The organism is Bacillus mycoides, from assembly GCF_001757995.1.
Classification (GTDB): domain Bacteria; phylum Bacillota; class Bacilli; order Bacillales; family Bacillaceae_G; genus Bacillus_A; species Bacillus_A mycoides_B.
In genome coordinates this window covers 1-20651 of sequence record NZ_LXLV01000036.1, presented here as the reverse complement: position 1 = coordinate 20651, position 20651 = coordinate 1, and the positions used below count along the sequence as shown (strand labels likewise).

The following is a 20651-nucleotide window of genomic DNA, read 5'->3' as shown; positions in this document are numbered from 1 at the left end:
CTTTTACACAAAAAGACTCCTAGTTTAATAGGAGTCTTTTTTGTATACATCATTTTCTCTTCTTCTTCTTCAAACTCTTCTGATAAGCATAAAGCTTATGAACCTCTTCCTTAAATTCATGCAAAAGTACAGCGTTTTCACTATTTGAATAACGTACTGCATTATAAGCATCTATAATAATATGACTCTTAATACCTACATCTTCTTCAAGATTTATTCTTTCTAACCAAGCCTCAACAGTTTCTCCTCGTTCTCGGTTTAAAGGAGGGGATAGTTTACTCTCAAGCTTGAAAATCTCTTTCCGAATTTCGTTATTTGGTGGTTTATTTCGTTTGAACCGTTTTTGGCCGATTCCTTCTTTATCAGTAATGATTGTAGATTCAAAGACAGGCATATTTGGTAAACTTAAATGTTTTCGATTTTTTACTATTTTCCTTACGAAATAAATAGCAATGACTGTACAGACTATTATTGTAGCGCTATTTATGAGTATTGGGTCAAAATCAGGAAGTTTTTTCCCATCTTCAATTCGAGGTTTTAAGAGATGTCCTTTATTTGCCCAAACGCCTTCTGTATCTTTCATTTCAGCAGCTTTAATTAATGGCATTAAAGCATAGCCGACTCCTAATGCGATAAATTCTGTCATAAAACCAAACATAAGTCGAATAAAAGGGAACACTTGAACAATTAACATACTCATTATACCAATTGTAATAATAGAAGAGAAACGTAATAGTTGTTGTTTACGATTTGCCCCGGTTAACCAAAATGTAATCAAAATGTGTAAAGCTAATAGTAACACTTTCCACAATGGTGGAAAGGGGGCGTAAAATATAGCTGAAAAGACAAACCATACAATACCGCCTAACGATTTTTGACCTGGATATCCAGGTCCGACCGCATGTACGATAAAGAAAAATAGCGGTAATATAATTGTGCCAAAAAGAGAAAAAGGTAAAAATAAAGAAAAACCGACTATTTGAAGAACTAACAGCATTACAAACCCTGTTGTTTTTTTCTTCATTAGTTTATGAATAAGAAATACTCCTACATATCCTGTTGCTAAAAATATAGCAATACCAACAATTTCGTTTCTTTCCGTTAATAACGAAAGGAGGAGCAGCAGAATAAAGTCATTAACGTGATAGAGCCAAGTTTTCAACTGGTTCCACCATCCCTTCATTATTAATGAGAAATGTAGGCTGAGATAGAAGAGGGAGCTCATTCTTCTGCAAACCAATGTATATCATTGTAGACGAGCGTTCCCTTTTTCTCGTTACATAGTGAAGAAATCCTTGTTTCGGAAGTAATGTACTATCATCTGAAATACGTGCTAATTCCTCTAAAGCCTTCCCATAATGTGTTTGTCCTTCGTTTAATGGTAAATGCAATGCACCAGCTTCTGCTAAAACACTAATAAATAACTCAAACGGAATTTGATGCTTCGTTGCGAATTGACAAATGTACGTTGTAAATGAAATAAGGTCTTCTACATTTTCTCTCCAACCAAACCCACGATCAGCAGCTAAAGAAAGACAAATCGTCCAACTATAATTTTTTACAGGTTCATATTGCTTCGCTTGTAACGCCTGCATTTTAGCAGATGCTTTCCAATGAATAGAGCGGAAAGATTCACGTTCATATCGTTTAACACCGATAATGGATGTTTCATCATTGTAAAAAGAGAAATTCGTTCGATACGAGCCTGTTAATAGTTGCTGAAGTTCTTGTAAACCGGCTACTTCTTTAGGGCTAGGATATACAATAATTTCAGTCTTTAATTTATCGAAAACAGGTAAATGTACAGTTAATAAATGAAAAGGGTCTTTTAAAACACATTCAAATTGTTCAATTTGAAAGACACCACGCTTCGTTGCGGTTAATGTTAAATCCCATTTTTGTGCTGAATGAGCAGGTTGTGAAAATGGGATAGAAAATAACGTTTTTGATATTTGTTCAACCCCTTGATCCTTATGCGGTATAAGGGAGGAATTTAAATGAAAATAACAAACACCATTAACGAGTGGTATATTTGCCCCATTTTTTAAATGAATAAAAAACTGTCCAGATTCATCAGGGAAAAGCCGAGTTGTTTGTTTCTCATTTATAATTTGAAATTTTTTCTCTATGTAAGCGACATATTTATAAATGAAAATCGCAAATAAATAGTAGAAGAAAAAGAGAAACATAATAATTCGTTGCGGTAGAAAAAACGTAAATAGTAAAGCGATGGGCACAGTTAATTGGATAATGTGGATTTGAAAAAATAAAGGTACAGTTACAACGCGCTGTCCATTCATGCTTGCTCAATCTCCACTGGTACGTCAACTTCCTTTAAAATCCTTTGCATTAATTCATTTTTTGTCGTACGTAAAGCTCCCTCCATTGACAAGACGATACGATGATTCCAAATAGAAGGAACTAAAAATTGAATATCTTCAGGTGTGCAATATTCCTTGCCGCGTAAAAAGGCTAATGCTTGAACGGCACGTACTATAGCTAATGTAGCACGTGGGCTTACACCATTGGCAATGTAATCATGATTTCTTGTAGCGTGAGCAAGTTTAATAATGTAGTGTTCTAACGGTTCTGATACAAAAATTTCTTTCACTTGTTGCTGCGCTTCTAAAATGTCCTCTAAAGAAATGACAGATGTGACGCTTTCTAACGGTGTGTTATTACGAAAACGACGCATCATTTTCAGCTCATCTTCAGGAGACGGATAACCAATTGAAATCGTCATTAAAAAGCGATCAAGCTGTGCATCTGGAAGAGGGAAAGTTCCTTGTGATTCAATCGGATTTTGCGTCGCAATAACGAAAAACGGTTTTGGAAGAGGAGTAGACTGCTTCTCAAGCGTTACTTGCCGTTCTTCCATCGCTTCTAACAAACTAGACTGTGTTCTCGGCATTGCACGGTTAATTTCATCTGCAAGTAGTATATTTGTCATGACTGGTCCAAGTCTTAACTCGAATTCACTAGTTTTTGGATTGAAGTATTCAATACCTGTTACATCACTCGGAAGTACATCAGGGGTAAATTGAACGCGAGAAAAATTACCACCAATACTTTTTGAAATTGTTTTTGCAAGTAACGTTTTTCCAGTACCAGGCACGTCCTCAAGTAGTACATGGCCGTCAGCAAGTAATGAAACGAGTAGTAGATCAATAACATTTTCCTTACCAACAAACACAGACCCTATATTTTCTTTTAATTTATGAATCATATGTATCATTCCTTTCATTATAAAAGAGCTAATATTTCTATATTTTAACAAATTTTTCAGAAAATTAGTATGATTTTTTAATTCAAAGAAATAGATATTTAATTTTAATATTACACTTGCATATTTTGGAATATGATTATACAATATCGTTATACGATGTATCGTAAGTCGATATATCATGAAGCGATGTATCGGAGGTAGTTATAATGAATGGGAAAGCGCAAAAATATATTCCATTAACTGAGGCGACATATTACATATTATTGTCACTAGTGAAGCCAATGCATGGTTATGGAATTATGCAAATGGTAGAAGAGATGACAAATGGGGAAGTCAAGCTCGGTCCTGGTACTTTATACGGAAATACGACGAAGTTATTAAAAGAGAAGTTAATTGTTGAAGTAGCATCTACAGACAGAAAGAAGTGCTACGAGTTAACACCGTTTGGGAGAGAAGTGTTGGAATTAGAGTACAACAGATTACAGCGTTCGGTTAAAAACGGGAATAGTATTTTAGGGGAGTGAATGGAAGATGGAGACAAAGAAGGTATTTAAATTTTTCACGGCATGGAATTTAGAAAAAGAAGAAGTTTTTTTACGAAAGATGCATCAGCAAGGCTGGGCGTTACAAAAATATAATATGATGTATACGTTTAAGAAAACTGAGCCGAAAGATGTAATATATAAAGCGGATTTTAGATTGGTTTATAGAGATTCAAAAGAAAAACAACAAGAGTACTTCGAAATATATGAAATGTCTGGTTGGAAACGCGTAACGAGTTTTACAAGATGGAATTATTTTTGTAAAGAAGTAGAAGAGGAAAATGAGTTACCTGACATATATTCAGAGAAGGACACGAAGGTGCAAAAAATGAAGGAGTTATTACAATTTTTTGCATTTATTTCAATAGCTATATTACCATCAATGTATAACTTTTTTTTAAGTCCGATGGAATCAAGAGTGCCAATTTGGGCGAAAGTTCTGGTGGGGGTTGTTAGTTGTATGTGGATGTATCTCTTTATAAGGCTCTCTTGGAAAATTAAGAAATTGAAAAGCGAAATATTATAATAAAGATTGGATTTTAAAAGAAGATGATTACCGGAATCATCTTCTTTAATTTTTATGTAATTCTATTTTGTTCACTCTTTTTTACACAATAAAAAACTATATATTTAAGGCATAGAACTAACAGTTACAAAGATAATACCAGTGATAATACCTAAAAAAATCATAAATGATGAAGAAACGATTAATAATAATGAACTACCAATTAAGACTATTTTATTAGATTTTTGATGTTTAAAGTGGTAATAAAGTAAAAAGCCGCAAACAGTAGAAACAATCCAGATAGCTAGACCGTAAGGAGTTGCTATCTTCTTCCAATCGAAAATCCAAAAGTAAAAAATGCCTATGTGACAAGTTAATAGTAGAAATGTAGATGGAAGCATTAACTTTTTATTTAAAATCATTTATTTCAACTCTCTTATGTAAATATTACCAAAAGAGTGTGGAGTTTAAAATATAATAAGGAAGAAATATGTTTTTTATTACCGTATTAAACGAAAAAATCCCTTATAGAAAAATCTATTTCTATAAGGGATAGTAACGATTTTATGAGAAAGACTGATTTTGAGCCGGTTTAATAAATTGTTCTGGATTTTCAACGAGTCCGCATACAGCGCATTGGACGCGGTAAGTTGGTCCTTGATAAGCCATATGAAAAGCATTCATCGTTTCATTTGTGTATTCTTCTTCTACTTGACCAGTTTGCGGATTTAATTTTACTGGTTTTACTTGTTGCTCAAGAATATTAAAGCGAGTGCGGTTCGTTTTACAGCTTGGACATAGCATTGGTTCCATATGTATACACCTCCATTTGTAGCATTTCTTGAACGGTATGAATTTATGCAAGTAAAAAAACTTTCTCAACATAAATAGGTATTTATTATATTTAAAATTCAGAAAAAATAAAATATAATAAATGTAAGAACTGGTTATGTCCAAACCAAATCTCCTGTTTTATGCCAATAAGCTGGGGGCCGAGAAATCGGCCTCATTTTTTTGTGCGCATCTCTATAAGGTACAAGGTTTTTAAAAACATTTGTCGAATTTTTAGAGGTGAAGGTTAAGGAGGAATTATTATGAACTTAAAAATGAAATACATTATTTTATATGTAGAAAAGTTTGAGGAATGTTTAAGGTTCTATAAAGATATTTTACAGTTACCTATAAAAGCAGAGCACGGTACATATATTGAATTTAATACTGGAACTACAATTTTAGCGATGAATACGCGAGAGGATGTAAGGGAGTTAACTGGATTACCACTTACAGAAGGTGTATTACAGTCTTCTCATTTTGAATTAGGATTCGTTGTTGAGAATGTGCAAGAAACGATTGAGCAATTCAGAAAACAAGGTATTAAGGTTTTAGTTGAACCGATGACGAAACTGTGGGGACAAACAATTGCTTACATTGCTGACCCAGACGGTAATTATATTGAAATTTGTAGTTCATTAGAATAGAAGGAGAAAAAGAGATGGGATTTCCAAAATTAGAAACAGAACGCTTACTATTAAGAGAACTTACACTATTAGATGCAGAAACAATGTTCCATTATTTTTCAAAAGAATCTGTTATTCGTTATTTTGGAATGGACTCTTTCGAAAATGTTGAGCAAGCGAAAACGACTATTCAAACGTTTAGAAAACGGAATGAAGAAGGAAGTGTGTTTCGCTGGGGTATAGAGAAGAAAGGCACGGATCAATTAATTGGTACGTGTGGATTTCATTTAATTAACAATCATCATAAACGGGCTGAAATTGGTTATGAGCTAGATGATACATATTGGGGGCAAGGATACGCAACCGAAGCACTGCAAGAAATGCTAGCTTACGGGTTTGAAACGTTGCACTTTATAAGAATTGCAGCTGTCGTATATATAGAAAATGAAGCTTCCCGTAATTTATTAACAAAAGCCGGATTTCAAGAAGAAGGATTACTTCGAAAATATATGATTCAAAATGATGTTGCTCATGACACGGTCGTTTATTCATTATTAAAAGAAGATTGGCAAAAGTAATGAGCACAAGTGAAATAATGAAAGTTATTAAGGAGCATAAAGATGAGCGATTTATATTAGGTATAGATGGTCTAAGTCGTTCAGGTAAAACAACATTGGTTAATGAGTTGGAAGAAGATTTGAAGCAAAGTGAAATCCCGTTTCATATTTTTCATATTGACGATCATATTACTGAGCGTAATAAGCGATATAATACTGGATTTGCAGAGTGGTATGAGTACTACAACCTTCAGTGGGATATTGATTGGTTGCTGCGAAACCTTTTTCAAAAGTTACAAGGCGATATTGAATTAGAATTACCTTTCTATCATGATGAAACAGACTCATGTGAAATGAAAGAAATACAGCTTCCTTTAGTAGGTGTAATAATTGTAGAAGGAGTTTTTCTTCAGCGACAAGAATGGAGAGATTTCTTTCATTATATGGTGTATTTGGATTGTTCAAGAGAGACAAGGTTTCTTCGCGAGAGTGAGGAAACACAGAAGAACCTTCCGAAGTTTCAAAGTAGGTATTGGAAAGCTGAGGAGTATTATTTGGAAGTGGAATCGCCGAGGGATTTGGCGGATTTCGTAATACGCAATATGTAACAATGTAAGTAAATACAAAATAGAAGGTGTATAAAATGAATATTTTGTGGGATTTTGATGGGACGTTATTTGATACGTATCCTGCATATACTATGATGCTTTCTGAAATATTAGGCGATGCAGTAGATAAACAAGACATATACAAAAACTTAAAAATATCATATTCCCACGCAATTCAGTATTACAACATTTCAAATGAACAGGAAGAAAAGATTAAGGTTTTGAAGAAAAAGTTTACTCCAAAAGATATGAAACCATTTGAAGATGTCGAAGAGATTTTGAAATTTGCACATAAAAACGTGATTATGACACATAAACATAGGGCAGGAGTTATGGAAATCTTAAAGTATTATGGATGGGACAAATACTTCGTCGATATGGTTACAATTGACGATGGTTTCCCTCGAAAACCAAACTCTTTAGCATATGATCATTTACATAAAAAGCACAATATTGATCTAGCAATTGGAGATAGAGAGTTAGATCTATTGCCTGCAAAGGAATTAGGCATTTCCACGTGTATGTTTCAGGGGAAGTGTGATGTAGCGGATTATTCTTTATCGCGTTACTCTGAGTTTTTTAAGGTAGTTATTGATAGAGATAGGGAGCTCTCTTTATAAATAGTTTGAATAAACCTCTACTGTTTTTTCGAGAAGTAGGGGTTATTTTCCTATGCTTTATAAAAACTAAAGCGGATTAATTCTTTCAATTATATAGAAGGAGATTGTTATAACAATTCTAATTATATAGTCATAGATAAATTTACAGATTAAAAATTGTGTTTTTGCTCTTTTTTATGTAAGTAAAAGATTTCTATAAAGCGAGTGATCATATGAGTATTTTCATTTTAGAAGATGATATCATACAAGCGCAGCAAATGAAGCGGTTAGTTGAAGAGATTTGTGAGAAATATATGTTGCCGTACGATTTTATCGAAGTAACTAGTAAAAGTGAAAGCATTATTAAAAACATTTCACGGGCGACTTATGTACCAATTTATTTTTTAGATATTGAGATAAAAAGAGAAGAACGTAAAGGGTTGCAAGTAGCGCAAGAAATTCGTAAATATGATACGCAAGGGATTATTGTGTTTGTAACGACGCATTCTGAATTTGCACCTATTTCATATCAATATATGGTATCAGCTTTAACTTTTATTGATAAAGGATTGCCATATGAAGAGCGATACAAAGTTTTTGAACAATGTTTGCTTCAATATGAGGCGCGCAATAAGACTGCTATTCCAAATGACGATTTTATCGTTGAAAATAATAATGCGACTGTGCGAGTACCATTTCAAAAAGTCGAATATATTATGACCGATGAACCACATCGTTTAGCTTTAGTAACGTTAGATCGTATCGTTTATTTTTATGGAACATTAAAAGAGATTGAAATAGTAGATGCACGGTTATTTCGGTGTCATCAATCATATGTCGTGAATATTACACAAATGTCTTCTTATGATACAACGCAGAAGATGATGATATTAAAAAGTGGGAAACGAATTCCAGTATCGCGGCGTTTAGTTAGTAAAGTACGTAAAATGTTAAAGGGTGAGATGTAATGTATATTTATGATGTGTTTGCACTTTTGCTCACTAGTATGAGTCATACCTTCTTATACATTCAATTAATTCGCTACAGCAGATTGTCATATGGAATGTTAGCCGCTTTAAGTGCTGTTTTTATTCTTTTACTTGGAATTATTGTAACAGTAACAGGATATCCAGAACTTAATAGTACGATTGTGTTATTTCTTATGAGTTTAGGATTAATGCAAAATGAATTGAAATTTAAGCGGAATTTATATTTTGCGCTTGTTAGCATGGTTATTATTACGCTTGTGAAAATACTGTTTCTTGAAGTGGGTATGAAACTATTTATGTTAACACCATTTGATTTCTATTTATGGACAGCGAGTATAATTCATCTTAGCGTGTCGCTCATAACTTTTATAGGTATTGTATTAGCTCGTAAACGAATTCAAAGCATTGCTCAGTACATAGTAGGAAGTCCACTATATTATGTTACTTATATTTTGTTAATTATCGGGTTTATTATTGAACTAATTTTGACTAGACCATCCACTGATTTTTTAGCAAAGTTAAATCAACAATATGGTGAATTAAGTTACATATCAGCAATTGTATTGTTTTTTATATTACTACTGATTGTATTACTAAGTTCACATTTGGCGAAAGAGAAGTTAGTGGAAGAGCATGAAAAACGTTTAGATAAAGAGTTACTCGATTATGTCGAGAAATTAGAATCGATGCATGATGAATTGGCTAGTTTCCGCCACGATTATATTAATGTGTTACTTGCGTTAGAGGCGGGAATACGTACAAAAAATGTGAATGAAATCGAGCAAGTGTATTATGACGTTATTACCCCAACTTTAAAATTAATAAACGATCATGAACTCGATATTGCGAAATTATCTCGTATACATATACCTGAAGTGAAAAGTGTATTAAGAGCAAAAGTAGGTACCGCCCAGCAACAACAAATAAAAGTAATGCTTGATATTCCGGAAAAAATAGAGACGGTTTCGATGCCTATAGTTCCTTTTATTCGCATCATTTCAGTTTTATTAGATAATGCAATTGAAGAAGCTATACATAGTGAGGAAAAGGTATTGCAAATTGCCTTTTTTGAAATGGATGCAGAGCAATATTTTGTTGTTCGTAATAGCGCCCATTATAAAGAGATTGATTTACAAAAAATTTATGAGAGAAACTATTCGAGTAAAGAAGGGAACAGAGGATATGGGTTATTCTCATTAAAACGTATTATAAATAAAACGAATAATGCAACGCTAGAAACGACTTATATGAGTCCTCATTTCACGCAAACTTTCATACTTAAAAAATAGATAACCATTTATGATGGAAATCAAACCGAATAAGAAATAACTACATACTTTCTTCAATCGTTTTTATACACTTCAAGTAAGAGGTGAAACGAGATGAATGGTCTTATTTTTACAGCGTTTATAAGTATAGGGTTACCGCTTGTTGCACTTTTATATGCTTTTTGGAAGAAACGTTATATCCCGTATATGCTAGGCGTATTGGCATTTGTTGTATCACAAGTTTTAATCCGTATACCAATACTGAATTATTTAAATGGAAATAGCACAGCTTTTTCAATGTTTAGTGTCATGCAGCCTATATTATTTGCGATTATGCTTAGTTTGTCAGCAGGTATTTTTGAAGAGATAGCTCGTTTTATTGCAATGCACTATTTTATGAAACAACGAGATTGGCAGTCTGGATTTTTATTCGGAGTAGGACATGGTGGTATTGAAGCTGTGTTGATAGTCGGTATTCCAGTAGTATCTCTATTATTATTGCAAACAGTTAGCGGAAATACGGATAGTTATTTTGTCGGTGGAGTGGAACGTATCTTTGCGATGTTAGTCCATGTCGGTCTGTCATTCATTGTATTGCAAGCTGTTGTCCAAAAGAAATTTCGTTATGTTGTATATGCAATCCTCATCCATGGGGCTGTAAATGCACTAGCAGGCATCATACCGCTATACGTATCAGCAGATAGGGCTATATTTACTGTAGAAGTTACAATAGCAATTTGTGCTTTACTTGTGTTTAGTTATAGTTTCATCTTAAAAAGAAAGGGTGTATTAAAATGAAAAGAATGTTACTCATTATTATAAGTGCTATTGCGGCGTTCGCACTTGCAGCATGTACTGGTAATAAAGTAGATGAAAGTACTTCAAAAAAGTTTATTCCGAAAGCGGAAGAAAGTGTAACGTTACTAAATGAAGCTAAGTATAAAGAAGTGCATGAAAAATTTGATAGCAAGATGAAAACTGCATTATCAGAGGAGAAAATGAAAGATCTTACGCCTGTAATTGAAAAAGCTGGTACATTCGAAAAGATTGAAAAAAAGTCGATTGAAGAAAAAGATGGTTTATATACAGTTGTTCTTGTAGCGAAATATAGTAAAGAACAACGTACCTTTATCGTAACTTATAATGATAAAGAAGAAATAGCAGGTTTATATATTAAATAAAAAACAGATAAAGTGGACACTTCCACTTTATCTGTTTTTTATTTTAACCAAATTATGGTTATTGATGCTAATATGAACTCATAGCTATATAGAAGGGGTGGGTAATTATGAAAACAGAAATAGTTTCCAAAAAGAAGTACAGCATAATAAGCTATGTATCTTTACTCATCGGAATTATGTGTTTTTTATTCGTTTTTATAACTCCGACAAGAATAGCGAATGCGGGTAATATAGTTGGAGATTATATAACGATTGCTTTGACAGGTGTAGGTATCATACTTTCAATAATCACAATGACGAAAAAAACAGAGAAGAAGGGGATAGCTATTATTTCATTAATACTGTCCTCATCATTTTTTATATTTTGGATAATCGCAATTATTTTAGTATTGACTGGTCAAGTTAGCTTTGCACCGTAATGAGCAATAAAAAGAGTCCTTCATTAATAGAAGGACTCTTTTTATTCGGTATCTTCAGGCTGATATTCTAAAATATCCCCAGGTTGGCATTCTAATGCTTTACAAATAGCATCTAAAGTTGAAATTCTAATTGCTTTTGCTTTTCCATTTTTTAATATAGAAAGGTTAGCCATTGTAATTCCAACCTTCTCCGAAAGCTCTGTTACGCTCATTTTTCTTTTAGCTAACATTACATCAATATTAATTATTATTGCCATATTATTCACCTCAGACCGTTAAATCATTTTCTGATTTTATATCTATCGCATCTTTTAAAAGTCTTTGGAGAACGGCAGCAAAGACTGCGATAACCATTGAAGCAAAGATTAGGAGCATGCCAAGTATAATAATACCTGGTGCATCAGCTCTCTCCGCCACAAGATAGAAGAGTGGCATGCCTGCAACATATAAAATACTAATTGTTACTGCGCAGTTTTTTATCTTTTTTAAAGTTCTAACAGATAATTTCGAGAAAGCGTTACCCTTGTCAATGAAGCTTACAAGTTTAAAAGCTTGATACAGAGCAAAATAAAAAGGTAGCACCGTTGCATACAGATTGATTAAAATAAGATATTTTATATATGCAATATCGGGATACAATTCCGCTGCATAATTCCCTATGTTAGGAACTAAAAATATACATAAAGCCAGAACAGGGATTCCAATCAGAATAATAGCTGTCTTTAAAAAGAGTGTTGATCCTTGTTTCATATAAAGCACCTCATTTATTAATTATCTATTTAACCTAACATGAAATTTATCGTTTAACAATAAATTTTTATTTATTATAATCGTGTTTTTATTGTTAAGCAAATTTAAATTTCAGATGAAAATAAAAAGTATTACTCTTTATAAAAAAGTATGGTGAATATAACAAGGTGATATATATCATTGTTCCTTTGACGAAATATAGTAAAGATAATCGTTCCTTCTTTCTGTAAATGATGTTATGTTAAAAGTAACGTATAATAAGAGTTTTTAGAAAATCAATATTTTTCGTAATTTGAAGAGGTGTTAATGAAATGAAATCGTACACGCAATTTGAACGAAGAAAACACATACTAGATGAGTTAGAAAAGTACAACCGAGTTATGGTGAATGATTTAGCGAAGGTATTAAATGTTACAACAGAAACGATACGAAGAGATTTAGATATGTTGCACAAGGAAGGGCAGCTTACGAAAATACATGGTGGTGCAATTAAGAAAAAAGATCAAACACTAGAATTTCATTTTGATAAGCGCCGATCTGAGAATATTGAAGAAAAACGAAAAATTGCAATGGAAGCAAGTAAACTCGTAGAAGATAATGATATTATCGCAATTGAAATTGGGACAACCACAATGCAAATTTTAGATTACATACACGGTAAAAAGAATTTGACGATTTTAACAAACTCGATACCAGCTGTAAATAAAATTATTGAGCTTAAAGAACAATATGATTCCTTTGATTGCAGGCTAATAGTCATTGGAGGAATATTGAATACAAATTCATTAGCATTGTCTGGAGAAATGACGTTAAACTATCTTGACCATTTCACTGTTAATAAGTTATTTGCTTCGTGTGATGGAATTTCTTTAGAAAAAGAACTAACATGTTCGTATATTGAAGATGCGCAAATATATAAGCAGTTAAAGAATAATGCAAAACAAGTTGTCATGATGGCTGATGAGTCAAAGTTTAATTTAACAAAGTTTTATAAAAGCGGGAATTTTAGTGATATAGATGCATTATATACAAACGCTAAACTCGATGAGGCGTGGCACAATGTGTTAACAAGTAATGGGGTAGAAGTAATAACAGTATAGAATAACAAAAGGAAGACTATTTCTTAGTAAGTTGAGAAATAGTCTTCTTTTTTTGTTTATATGTTGTTTTATTTTGTTTATTTGTTGTTTTTACAATTAGTTAACAAATTAACAACATTGTGTTAATAATATACTCGTACAATATGAATTAGGAGGTGGCAAGAATGCAAATAAAACTATCAAAAGCTGTGTTCTTTTTAATACCAGTTGGAATACCTCTAATATTGTTTTGGATTATTCCGAATTTCATTAGTTTAGGTATTAGTTTTACTGATTGGGATTTTATGACGAATGATTTTAACTTTGTTGGTTTAGAAAACTATTTCAATTTATTTACACAAGATTCTTTTATGCAAGCGTTGCTAAATACGTTTTATTTCGGAATTGGAACAGTCATTCCGACGATTGCATTAGGTTTAGGATTCGCATTATTCTTCCGAAACAAATTCAAAGGTTCTGCATTGTACCAATTAATGATTTTTTCACCTTGGGTAACGCCAACAATAGCTGTATCCATTGTGTGGTCACTCTTATATGAACCTCAATTTGGAGTTATTAATAAAGTTCTAAACTTTTTCGGGATACCAGGTTTGGACTGGCTTCAAAGTAGTCAAACAGCGATGTTGGCAGTCATTATTGTGACAGTTTGGAAATTAGTTGGTTGGACGATGATCTTCTATATTGGCGCATTAGAAAAAGTTCCAGATAGTTTATATGAAGCAGCTAGTATTGATGGAGCAAATTCATGGCAGAAATTTCGATATGTAACACTGCCAATGGTTTCATCAACAACTTTCTTCTTAGTTGTTGTCAATACAATTTCTTCAGTGCAGGCTTACGATCAAATAAAAATTTTAACACAAGGTGGACCTAGTGGTTCGACGCGTACGTTACTTTATTTATTCTTCCAACAAGGGTTTGAACAATTTGATATGGGATCTGCAACAGCAATCGCTTTTATCATACTAATCATTACAATTCTACTATCTGTTATAAACAAAATAATAGGTGACAAGTGGGTGAACTATTAAGGTGAGTAATATAAAAAAAGGTCCATTAATCGTAAAGCATCTCTTTCTAGCGTTATCAAGCATACTATTTGTTTTTCCATTCATATGGATGGTACTTGGTTCGTTTAAAACATCTAGTGAAGTATTACAAGGAGGTTTTTGGCCTAAAGAATTTCACTGGGAAAATTATCAGCAAGTATTAGATATACTTCCATTTAGCACATATTTATTTAATAGTTTCTATACTTCTTTCATCATTACTATATATGTACTTGTTTCGTCAGCACTTTTTGCTTATATGTTGGCATTTTATAAGTTTAAAGGCAAGAATATTACGTTTAGTGTTGTGATGGCAACCTATATGATCCCTGGAGCTGTATCGTATGTTCCTGTATATGTAATGTTAGGGAAGTTTGGTTTGCTTGATTCACATTTTGGATACATGATTTCTATGGCTGTTAGCGTATTCGGTATTTTTTATTTAAAACAAACGTTCCACAAAGTTGGTTTTGAAATAGTAGAAGCAGCTAAAATTGATGGAGCAAGTGATTGGCGTATTCTTTGGAAGATCATTTTTCCGATGACACGATCATCATTTGTAACATTAGGATTGGTCACATTTATTGGTAATTATAATAATTACATCTGGCCAGCTCTTATTTTGAAAGATAATACGCAAAAATTAATTACGAATGGAATTGCTGATTATTTCATTAATAGTTCTTTAGGACGAGATTGGTCACACATTATGGTTGCAAGTACAATCGCAACGGTGCCGCTCTTAATCGTATTTTTAATTCTACAAAAATGGTTCTTATCTGGTGTTACTGATTCAGGAATAAAGGGGTAATTAAATAGTAAAGGAGATATGTGGGATGAAAAAACTATTCATGCTTCTAACAGTTTTAACATTGTTTGTTAGTGCACTTGCGGGTTGTTCAGGTGGTAAAGGAAGTACTGTTAAAGCGAGTAAAGAAGGCGAGAAGGTTGTTGTTCCATTCATTAATGGAGTAGGTGGTTCTCTTGCAGATGGTGTAGACAAGATCGTGGAAGAATACAATAAAAGTCAGGACAAATATGTAGTGAAAACGACGAAAGCGGGTAACTACGATGAGTCTTATCAAAAGCTACAAAGTGGATTTGCAGCGAATAACCAAGAAGCAATCGCCTTACTAGGTTCAGACGTCATTCAAGAATATGTTAAAAAACAGTTAATCGTACCTTTAGATGAATCTGTTAAAAATGATGCTGATTTTAAAAAGGAAGATTACGGAAAAGGCTTCATGGAGCAAGCAACAATTGACGGGAAGTTATATGGAATTCCGTTTTACGGTACAACACAAATCTTTTATTACAATAAAAAAGCATTAGCGGAAAATGGCTTTACAAAAAATGATTTAAAGACGTGGGAAGGTGTAGAAAAGGTAGCAAAAACAGTCGCAAAACGTGGTGAAAATGGAAATGTTTCATATGCTGGCTGGATGCCAATGTGGGGGACGTCAAACTTAATCGATGCAGTCCGTAGTGCTGGTGGTAATGTATTAAGTGAAGATGGTAAAAAAGTATTAATTAACGATGATACTTGGGTTACGGTATGGGAGAAATTCCGTACATGGCTTCATGAAGATAAAATTATGAAAATACATTCTGGTGGTACTGGATGGGAATATTGGGATAAAACAGTAATTGATTTAGTTGAAGGTAGAACGCTAGGATTTACAGGGTCATCTGGTGACCAAGCATTTGTTTTCAAATCATTAGGTAAAGGAATGACTGAAGAAGAACGCTTAAACACATTTGAAGCTTTACCACAACCAGCTTGGGGTAATAATAAACCAGCGCCAAAATTAGAAACATATTTATTCACATTAACGAGAAATATTGACCCAGAAGTAGCAAAAGGTGCATATGACTTTATGAAATTTGCGACAAGTACTGAGAAAACGGCTGAATGGTCAATGGCAACAGGCTATATTCCTGTTCGTAACAATGTAACAGAGTACGGTCCATATGCTGAATTTGTTAAAAAACAACCACAAGCATTAGTTCCGTTAGAACAAGCTAACAATAATGGAGTGGGGCCATTTGTAGATCCAACGGGCGGGAAAATTAATGACGCTTTAAATGTAGCTAAAGATAAAGTAGAGATTGAAGGAGTTCCAGCAAAGAAAGCATTAGATGAAGCAGCTAAAGTTGCGCAAGAAGAATTAGATAAAGTGCTGAAAAAGAAGAAATAAACCTGTTTGCAGTACGAACATGAGGTGCTTTTGAACGAAGGAAGTGCCTCTAAAATTCACTTGAAAAGGTGTGAGAACTATGATCGAAATAACAAGTACGATAACACTTTCTCCATTCGTAAAAAATAAACACTGTTTCCAAATGGATGAAACTGATATTACAAACTTTACATTAACTATTGATCAAGGTGACAGCCGGAAAATTCCTCTTTTACTAATCTTGAGAGACCCTAACGGTTATGTACGTATACAATATCAAACTCCAATTGTAAATGAAAAACTAGTCGTTTCGAAAGATTCAAAGTTTTGTTCCGCTGGTTGTATTGGAGGAGACATACAGTCAGGTAATTGGGAATTAGAAGTCGTATATATCCCTCATTGTGCAAAGAAAGTAGTGAAATTTACTGGGGGAAAAGTTGAATACACAGTAAATATAGAAGTGAATGATCAGTTGGAACGAAAGTATAATAGAGAGCATTTTTGTAAGGGAAATGTTTTTATCGATGAAGACCGTTTTAATAAGGTAGTAAATGAAGAACATCGCTGGTACAAAGGGGATTTTCATGAACATACAGATTTAACAGATGGCGAGATAGATGATGAACTTGGAATGAAAGTATGTGAAAAACAAGAATTAGATTTTTTATATGCGACGGAGCACAATATTGTTATGCCATCTTATGAAAAAGGAAACACATTAATTATACCATCTATGGAACTTACAACTCCTTTCGGTCATTACAACATATTTGGTATAAGAGAATTCGTTGATTTTACAGAGTATGTAGATGAATCATTTAGCATTGAAAAAATGAATGCACTATTTTCACTCATGAAAGAAAAAGGCTATTTATTGAGTGTGAATCATCCATTTATGAAGCCTTGGGCGAACCAAATTAATATTAACTTAGAAAATGTTCATACGATGGAAATTATGTGTGATCCAACTTATAAAAAAAGTAAATCATCTACTTTAGAAGCTTTACGTTGTTTCGATCAAATGTGGTCAAATGGTCTTAAAATCTGGGGGATAGGAGGAAGTGATTCTCATTTACATCCGTCTAAAACATTCCCAGGATCAAAAGATCCATCCATTTACGGTGATCCAGGAACATTTGTATTATGTAACGGTTTATCTATTAAAAACTTAAAATTCGCGATCAAAAACGGAAGAATTTATTTCTCTCGATTTAGAAAACTAGCGATAGATATTCAAAACGAAGGTGAAACGATTTATGTCGGTGATGAGGCTAAAGGAAATATTATTTATAACGTCCAAACAGATAAACCGTGTGAGTGGAGACTACTTATAAATGGACATACGATTGAAAAAGAATACGGAAGCGATGTAACCTTTGCATTTCCTTTAAATGAAGGGGCGTACGCTAGAGTTGAGGGATGGGAAGAGGACGAATTAGTAGCGTTTATTAATCCTATTCATAATAAAGTTCAGTATAAAAATATGAAAACATGGAATGAAGTTATAGGGGGAATAAAAGGTGAATAAAGCGATTATTTTTGATAAAGATGGAACATTAATACAGTTAGATTCAGTTTGGTACAAAATTGTGCATCGTGTGTTAGATGATATATTTCAAACGTATCCAAATGAAAAAAGTAAACGAGATGACTACTTAACGATTATTGGTATGAATGATAACGATTTTGAGAGTACGAGTTTACTAGCTTGTCGCACAAATTACTTTATTGCGGCTGCATGGTATTCGTTATTAGAAAATCAATATGTGGATAAAGAGAATTTTATTCAAAATGTATGTCTTCTATTCAAAAAGTACTCTACAGCAGATGATCTTGTATTTACAGAAGTGGAAGGTGCAAAAGAAACGTTGCGATATTTAAAAGACAATGAATATATTATTGGGGTTGTTACGGCAGACGATGTTGATGCTGCTATTCATTCTCTGAAAATGACTGAGTTATATGATTATGTAGATTTTTTAGGTGCAGATGATGGTGTGAATAGAACAAAACCTGAAAGTGACTTTTATCATATGTTTAAAGAAAAATTTTCACTAACTGAAGAAGAAGTGCTTATGGTAGGTGATACATTAACAGACGTTACATTTGCAAGAAATAGTAACATTAAAGTAGTGGGCGTTTTATCGGGTGCGAGCAGGAAGGAAGATTTAGAAGGAAAAGCGGATTATATTTTAGACAGTATGAAGGATATTTCGAAGATTTTATAATTCATGTCATCATAATTTTTAACAATATCTATAAATATAGCTCGAATTCTAGGAGGATATTATGGCTCAACTATCATTCAAAAACATTTACAAAAAATATGATCATGATGTGACAATCGTAAAAGATTTTAACTTAGAAGTAAATGATGGAGAATTTATCGTTTTGGTTGGCCCTTCAGGGTGTGGGAAATCTACAACATTACGTATGATTGCAGGACTCGAAGAGATTTCAGAGGGCGATTTTTATATTGACGGAAAACGTGTAAATGATATTACACCGAAAGATAGAGATATTGCAATGGTATTTCAAAACTATGCACTTTATCCGCATATGAGTGTGTATGAAAACATGGCATTTGGATTAAAACTAAGAAAGTATAGTAAAGAAGAAATTGACCAACGTGTGCAACATGCAGCAAAAATTCTTGGGCTTGAGCAGTATTTAAGTCGGAAGCCAAAAGCACTTTCAGGTGGGCAGCGCCAGCGTGTTGCCTTAGGCCGAGCGATTGTTCGAAATGCAAAAGTATTTTTAATGGACGAGCCTTTATCAAACTTAGATGCAAAGTTGCGTGTTCAAATGCGTGCTGAGATTACAAAATTACATCAACAGCTGCAAACGACATCTGTATATGTCACGCATGATCAAATTGAAGCTATGACGATGGCGACGCGCTTAGTTGTACTAAAAGATGGGATTATACAACAAGTCGGTACACCGAAAGAAGTGTATGATAATCCAGAGAATGTATTTGTCGGAGGATTCATTGGCTCACCTGGAATGAATTTTTTCAAAGGAGTATTAAAAGAAAATGCAGTTATGATTGATAAGTGGAAAATTGAAGTGCCAGAAGAGAAGATGAAAGGCTTGCGAAATAATGGATATACGAATAAAGAAATCATAATAGGAATACGTCCAGAAGATTTTTATTATGGAAAAGCAATCGAGGCTTTACCATATAACGCAAAAGTAACGGTATGTATTGATGTAGCAGAATTAATGGGAGCAGAAACATATCTATATTCTAACATTAATGGACAATCTTTTGTTGCACGTGTGGACACATCTTTAGATGTGCAAAGTCAATCAAATATAGAGCTCGGTTTAAACATGGACAAAGTTCATTACTTTGATTCAGAAACTGAGAAACGGATTGTTTTATAGATAATAATTAATATGATTATACCTTTAGAATTTCTTCAACTACTACAAATAAATGAATAGTAAAAAGCCGATTATCCTTTAGATTACAGGAAATCGGCTTTTTTATATAAAAGATCGCTTAGCGTACGAAAATCGCTTTTTGTTGGCAGTGTCCTGTCACAATCAAGCTGAGAAAAACAAATAATCCAAAACGAGAAAAATCTTAAGTTGATGGATGTGTGATGCTACTCCTATGTTAAGATTCGAGTCATTTAAAACAGCAACCTCTATATTGAGTGGTGTTGAAGCGACGTATATGATAAAAAAGATGTATCGCTTGTAAAAAAATGCATCACCTTGAATGAGCTAATACGACAAGAATCCGTGTCGGGCCTAATTAGGGAATGCAGTACAGATCAGTATATAGTATACAAGCATTTCCTTTCTATAAATACGGTATGTTTTTAATATAATTAAAAGAAAAGTTTTATGTTCTTTAATATGATGTGACATAATACCAGTTTTTTTCTATTTTTGTGATCTCTTTATATTCATTATTAAAGTCGTATTTGTTTGGTCTAGTATCATTTGGTGTGTAAATAAATCCTGAAAAATTATCTAATATACCACGATAAGTAAAAAAGAAAACAGAAATACCATTTTTATTTTGTTGAATAATTACATCTCCACCGTTTTTGGAAGTGGATGCAAACTGTTTAGGTAAATGAATTTGTCTACTATCATAATGAACATTAGGAGTTAACTCTTTATGTTCTATAAGTGCTATAACTTTTTCACGGTCTTCTTTATAGATAATAAAATCTAAATTTATATAAATCTCATTAAATGGTATAC

25 protein-coding genes and 1 pseudogene are annotated in these 20651 nt (G+C 33.1%); 18 read left to right on the top strand and 8 right to left on the bottom strand.

The window, feature by feature from the left end:
* Positions 1 to 49: 49 nt before the first annotated feature.
* The 3 genes from BWGOE10_RS14580 to BWGOE10_RS14570 are packed head-to-tail and all read right to left on the bottom strand — an operon-like array spanning position 50 to position 3259.
* Positions 50 to 1162 carry a DUF4018 domain-containing protein gene (locus BWGOE10_RS14580; protein WP_070143707.1) on the bottom strand — a complete coding sequence of 371 codons (1113 nt, stop codon included), beginning with the start codon at positions 1160 to 1162 and terminating at the stop codon, positions 50 to 52.
* Positions 1137 to 2300, bottom strand: a complete 1164-nt coding sequence (locus BWGOE10_RS14575; protein ID WP_070143705.1) for a DUF58 domain-containing protein — start codon at positions 2298 to 2300, stop codon at positions 1137 to 1139. The genes BWGOE10_RS14580 and BWGOE10_RS14575 overlap by 26 nt, the downstream gene beginning before the upstream one ends.
* The gene (locus tag BWGOE10_RS14570; protein WP_306475202.1) at positions 2297 to 3259 is read right to left on the bottom strand and encodes an AAA family ATPase; all 963 of its coding nucleotides are present in this window, start codon (positions 3257 to 3259) and stop codon (positions 2297 to 2299) included. Before BWGOE10_RS14570 ends, BWGOE10_RS14575 begins: the two co-directional genes overlap by 4 nt.
* Positions 3260 to 3432: 173 nt before the next feature.
* Here BWGOE10_RS14570 and BWGOE10_RS14565 point away from each other — a divergent pair, with 173 nt between their 5' ends.
* Positions 3433 to 3750, top strand: coding sequence for a PadR family transcriptional regulator (locus BWGOE10_RS14565; protein WP_001013434.1), 318 nt, complete (start codon positions 3433 to 3435; stop codon positions 3748 to 3750).
* 7 nt (positions 3751 to 3757) lie between these two features.
* A complete protein-coding gene (locus BWGOE10_RS14560; RefSeq protein WP_070143702.1) occupies positions 3758 to 4294 on the top strand; it encodes a DUF2812 domain-containing protein in 537 nt (178 codons plus the stop codon).
* Between the two features lie 104 nt (positions 4295 to 4398).
* Here the strand turns inward: BWGOE10_RS14560 and BWGOE10_RS33435 are convergent, their stop codons facing one another.
* A complete protein-coding gene (locus BWGOE10_RS33435) occupies positions 4399 to 4695 on the bottom strand; it encodes a hypothetical protein (protein ID WP_070143700.1) in 297 nt (98 codons plus the stop codon).
* 142 nt (positions 4696 to 4837) lie between these two features.
* Positions 4838 to 5086: a hypothetical protein gene (locus tag BWGOE10_RS14550; protein ID WP_000433610.1), complete on the bottom strand. Its 249-nt coding sequence runs from the start codon at positions 5084 to 5086 to the stop codon at positions 4838 to 4840.
* Positions 5087 to 5367: 281 nt separating this feature from the next.
* Between BWGOE10_RS14550 and BWGOE10_RS14545 the strand changes: the two genes are divergently transcribed.
* The 9 genes from BWGOE10_RS14545 to BWGOE10_RS14505 all read left to right on the top strand — a co-directional run bounded on the left by BWGOE10_RS14545 (position 5368) and on the right by BWGOE10_RS14505 (position 11351).
* Positions 5368 to 5751, top strand: coding sequence for a VOC family protein (locus BWGOE10_RS14545; RefSeq protein WP_070143698.1), 384 nt, complete (start codon positions 5368 to 5370; stop codon positions 5749 to 5751).
* A 14-nt stretch (positions 5752 to 5765) separates the two neighbouring features.
* Positions 5766 to 6308 (top strand): GNAT family N-acetyltransferase, encoded by a 543-nt coding sequence (locus BWGOE10_RS14540; RefSeq protein ID WP_070143696.1) that lies wholly within the window; start codon positions 5766 to 5768, stop codon positions 6306 to 6308.
* Complete coding sequence (locus BWGOE10_RS14535) at positions 6308 to 6895, top strand: kinase (RefSeq protein WP_070143694.1); 588 nt, start codon at positions 6308 to 6310, stop codon at positions 6893 to 6895. Before BWGOE10_RS14540 ends, BWGOE10_RS14535 begins: the two co-directional genes overlap by 1 nt.
* A 35-nt stretch (positions 6896 to 6930) precedes the next feature.
* Entirely contained in the window at positions 6931 to 7515 is a 585-nt protein-coding gene (locus BWGOE10_RS14530; RefSeq protein WP_070143692.1) for an HAD-IA family hydrolase, read from the top strand.
* Between the two features lie 212 nt (positions 7516 to 7727).
* A complete protein-coding gene (locus tag BWGOE10_RS14525; RefSeq protein ID WP_070143691.1) occupies positions 7728 to 8462 on the top strand; it encodes a LytR/AlgR family response regulator transcription factor in 735 nt (244 codons plus the stop codon).
* Positions 8462 to 9772: a GHKL domain-containing protein gene (locus BWGOE10_RS14520; protein ID WP_070143689.1), complete on the top strand. Its 1311-nt coding sequence runs from the start codon at positions 8462 to 8464 to the stop codon at positions 9770 to 9772. Before BWGOE10_RS14525 ends, BWGOE10_RS14520 begins: the two co-directional genes overlap by 1 nt.
* Positions 9773 to 9865: 93 nt before the next feature.
* Entirely contained in the window at positions 9866 to 10549 is a 684-nt protein-coding gene (locus BWGOE10_RS14515) for a YhfC family glutamic-type intramembrane protease (RefSeq protein WP_070143687.1), read from the top strand.
* On the top strand, positions 10546 to 10932 hold the full coding sequence (locus BWGOE10_RS14510; protein WP_070143684.1) for a DUF3887 domain-containing protein: 387 nt from the start codon (positions 10546 to 10548) through the stop codon (positions 10930 to 10932). The genes BWGOE10_RS14515 and BWGOE10_RS14510 overlap by 4 nt, the downstream gene beginning before the upstream one ends.
* 107 nt (positions 10933 to 11039) lie before the next feature.
* Positions 11040 to 11351: a hypothetical protein gene (locus tag BWGOE10_RS14505; RefSeq protein WP_070143683.1), complete on the top strand. Its 312-nt coding sequence runs from the start codon at positions 11040 to 11042 to the stop codon at positions 11349 to 11351.
* Between the two features lie 41 nt (positions 11352 to 11392).
* Here the strand turns inward: BWGOE10_RS14505 and BWGOE10_RS14500 are convergent, their stop codons facing one another.
* On the bottom strand, positions 11393 to 11608 hold the full coding sequence (locus BWGOE10_RS14500; RefSeq protein WP_000974613.1) for a helix-turn-helix domain-containing protein: 216 nt from the start codon (positions 11606 to 11608) through the stop codon (positions 11393 to 11395).
* 10 nt (positions 11609 to 11618) lie between these two features.
* Positions 11619 to 12101: a DUF2975 domain-containing protein gene (locus BWGOE10_RS14495; RefSeq protein ID WP_070143681.1), complete on the bottom strand. Its 483-nt coding sequence runs from the start codon at positions 12099 to 12101 to the stop codon at positions 11619 to 11621.
* A gap of 311 nt (positions 12102 to 12412) precedes the next feature.
* Between BWGOE10_RS14495 and BWGOE10_RS14490 the strand changes: the two genes are divergently transcribed.
* The 7 genes from BWGOE10_RS14490 to BWGOE10_RS14460 all read left to right on the top strand — a co-directional run bounded on the left by BWGOE10_RS14490 (position 12413) and on the right by BWGOE10_RS14460 (position 19817).
* Positions 12413 to 13201, top strand: coding sequence for a DeoR/GlpR family DNA-binding transcription regulator (locus BWGOE10_RS14490; protein ID WP_070143679.1), 789 nt, complete (start codon positions 12413 to 12415; stop codon positions 13199 to 13201).
* Positions 13202 to 13365: 164 nt separating this feature from the next.
* Entirely contained in the window at positions 13366 to 14232 is an 867-nt protein-coding gene (locus tag BWGOE10_RS14485; protein ID WP_070143670.1) for a carbohydrate ABC transporter permease, read from the top strand.
* A 10-nt stretch (positions 14233 to 14242) separates the two neighbouring features.
* The gene (locus BWGOE10_RS14480) at positions 14243 to 15061 is read left to right on the top strand and encodes a carbohydrate ABC transporter permease (RefSeq protein ID WP_070143735.1); all 819 of its coding nucleotides are present in this window, start codon (positions 14243 to 14245) and stop codon (positions 15059 to 15061) included.
* A 25-nt stretch (positions 15062 to 15086) separates the two neighbouring features.
* Complete coding sequence (locus tag BWGOE10_RS14475) at positions 15087 to 16448, top strand: extracellular solute-binding protein (protein ID WP_070143668.1); 1362 nt, start codon at positions 15087 to 15089, stop codon at positions 16446 to 16448.
* 79 nt (positions 16449 to 16527) lie between these two features.
* Entirely contained in the window at positions 16528 to 17955 is a 1428-nt protein-coding gene (locus BWGOE10_RS14470; protein WP_070143666.1) for a CehA/McbA family metallohydrolase, read from the top strand.
* Entirely contained in the window at positions 17948 to 18655 is a 708-nt protein-coding gene (locus tag BWGOE10_RS14465; protein ID WP_070143664.1) for an HAD family hydrolase, read from the top strand. The genes BWGOE10_RS14470 and BWGOE10_RS14465 overlap by 8 nt, the downstream gene beginning before the upstream one ends.
* Before the next feature lie 61 nt (positions 18656 to 18716).
* Positions 18717 to 19817, top strand: coding sequence for an ABC transporter ATP-binding protein (locus BWGOE10_RS14460; protein ID WP_070143662.1), 1101 nt, complete (start codon positions 18717 to 18719; stop codon positions 19815 to 19817).
* Between the two features lie 475 nt (positions 19818 to 20292).
* Here BWGOE10_RS14460 and BWGOE10_RS14455 read toward each other — a convergent pair.
* Positions 20293 to 20651, bottom strand: a pseudogene (locus BWGOE10_RS14455) (hypothetical protein); the annotation flags it as partial.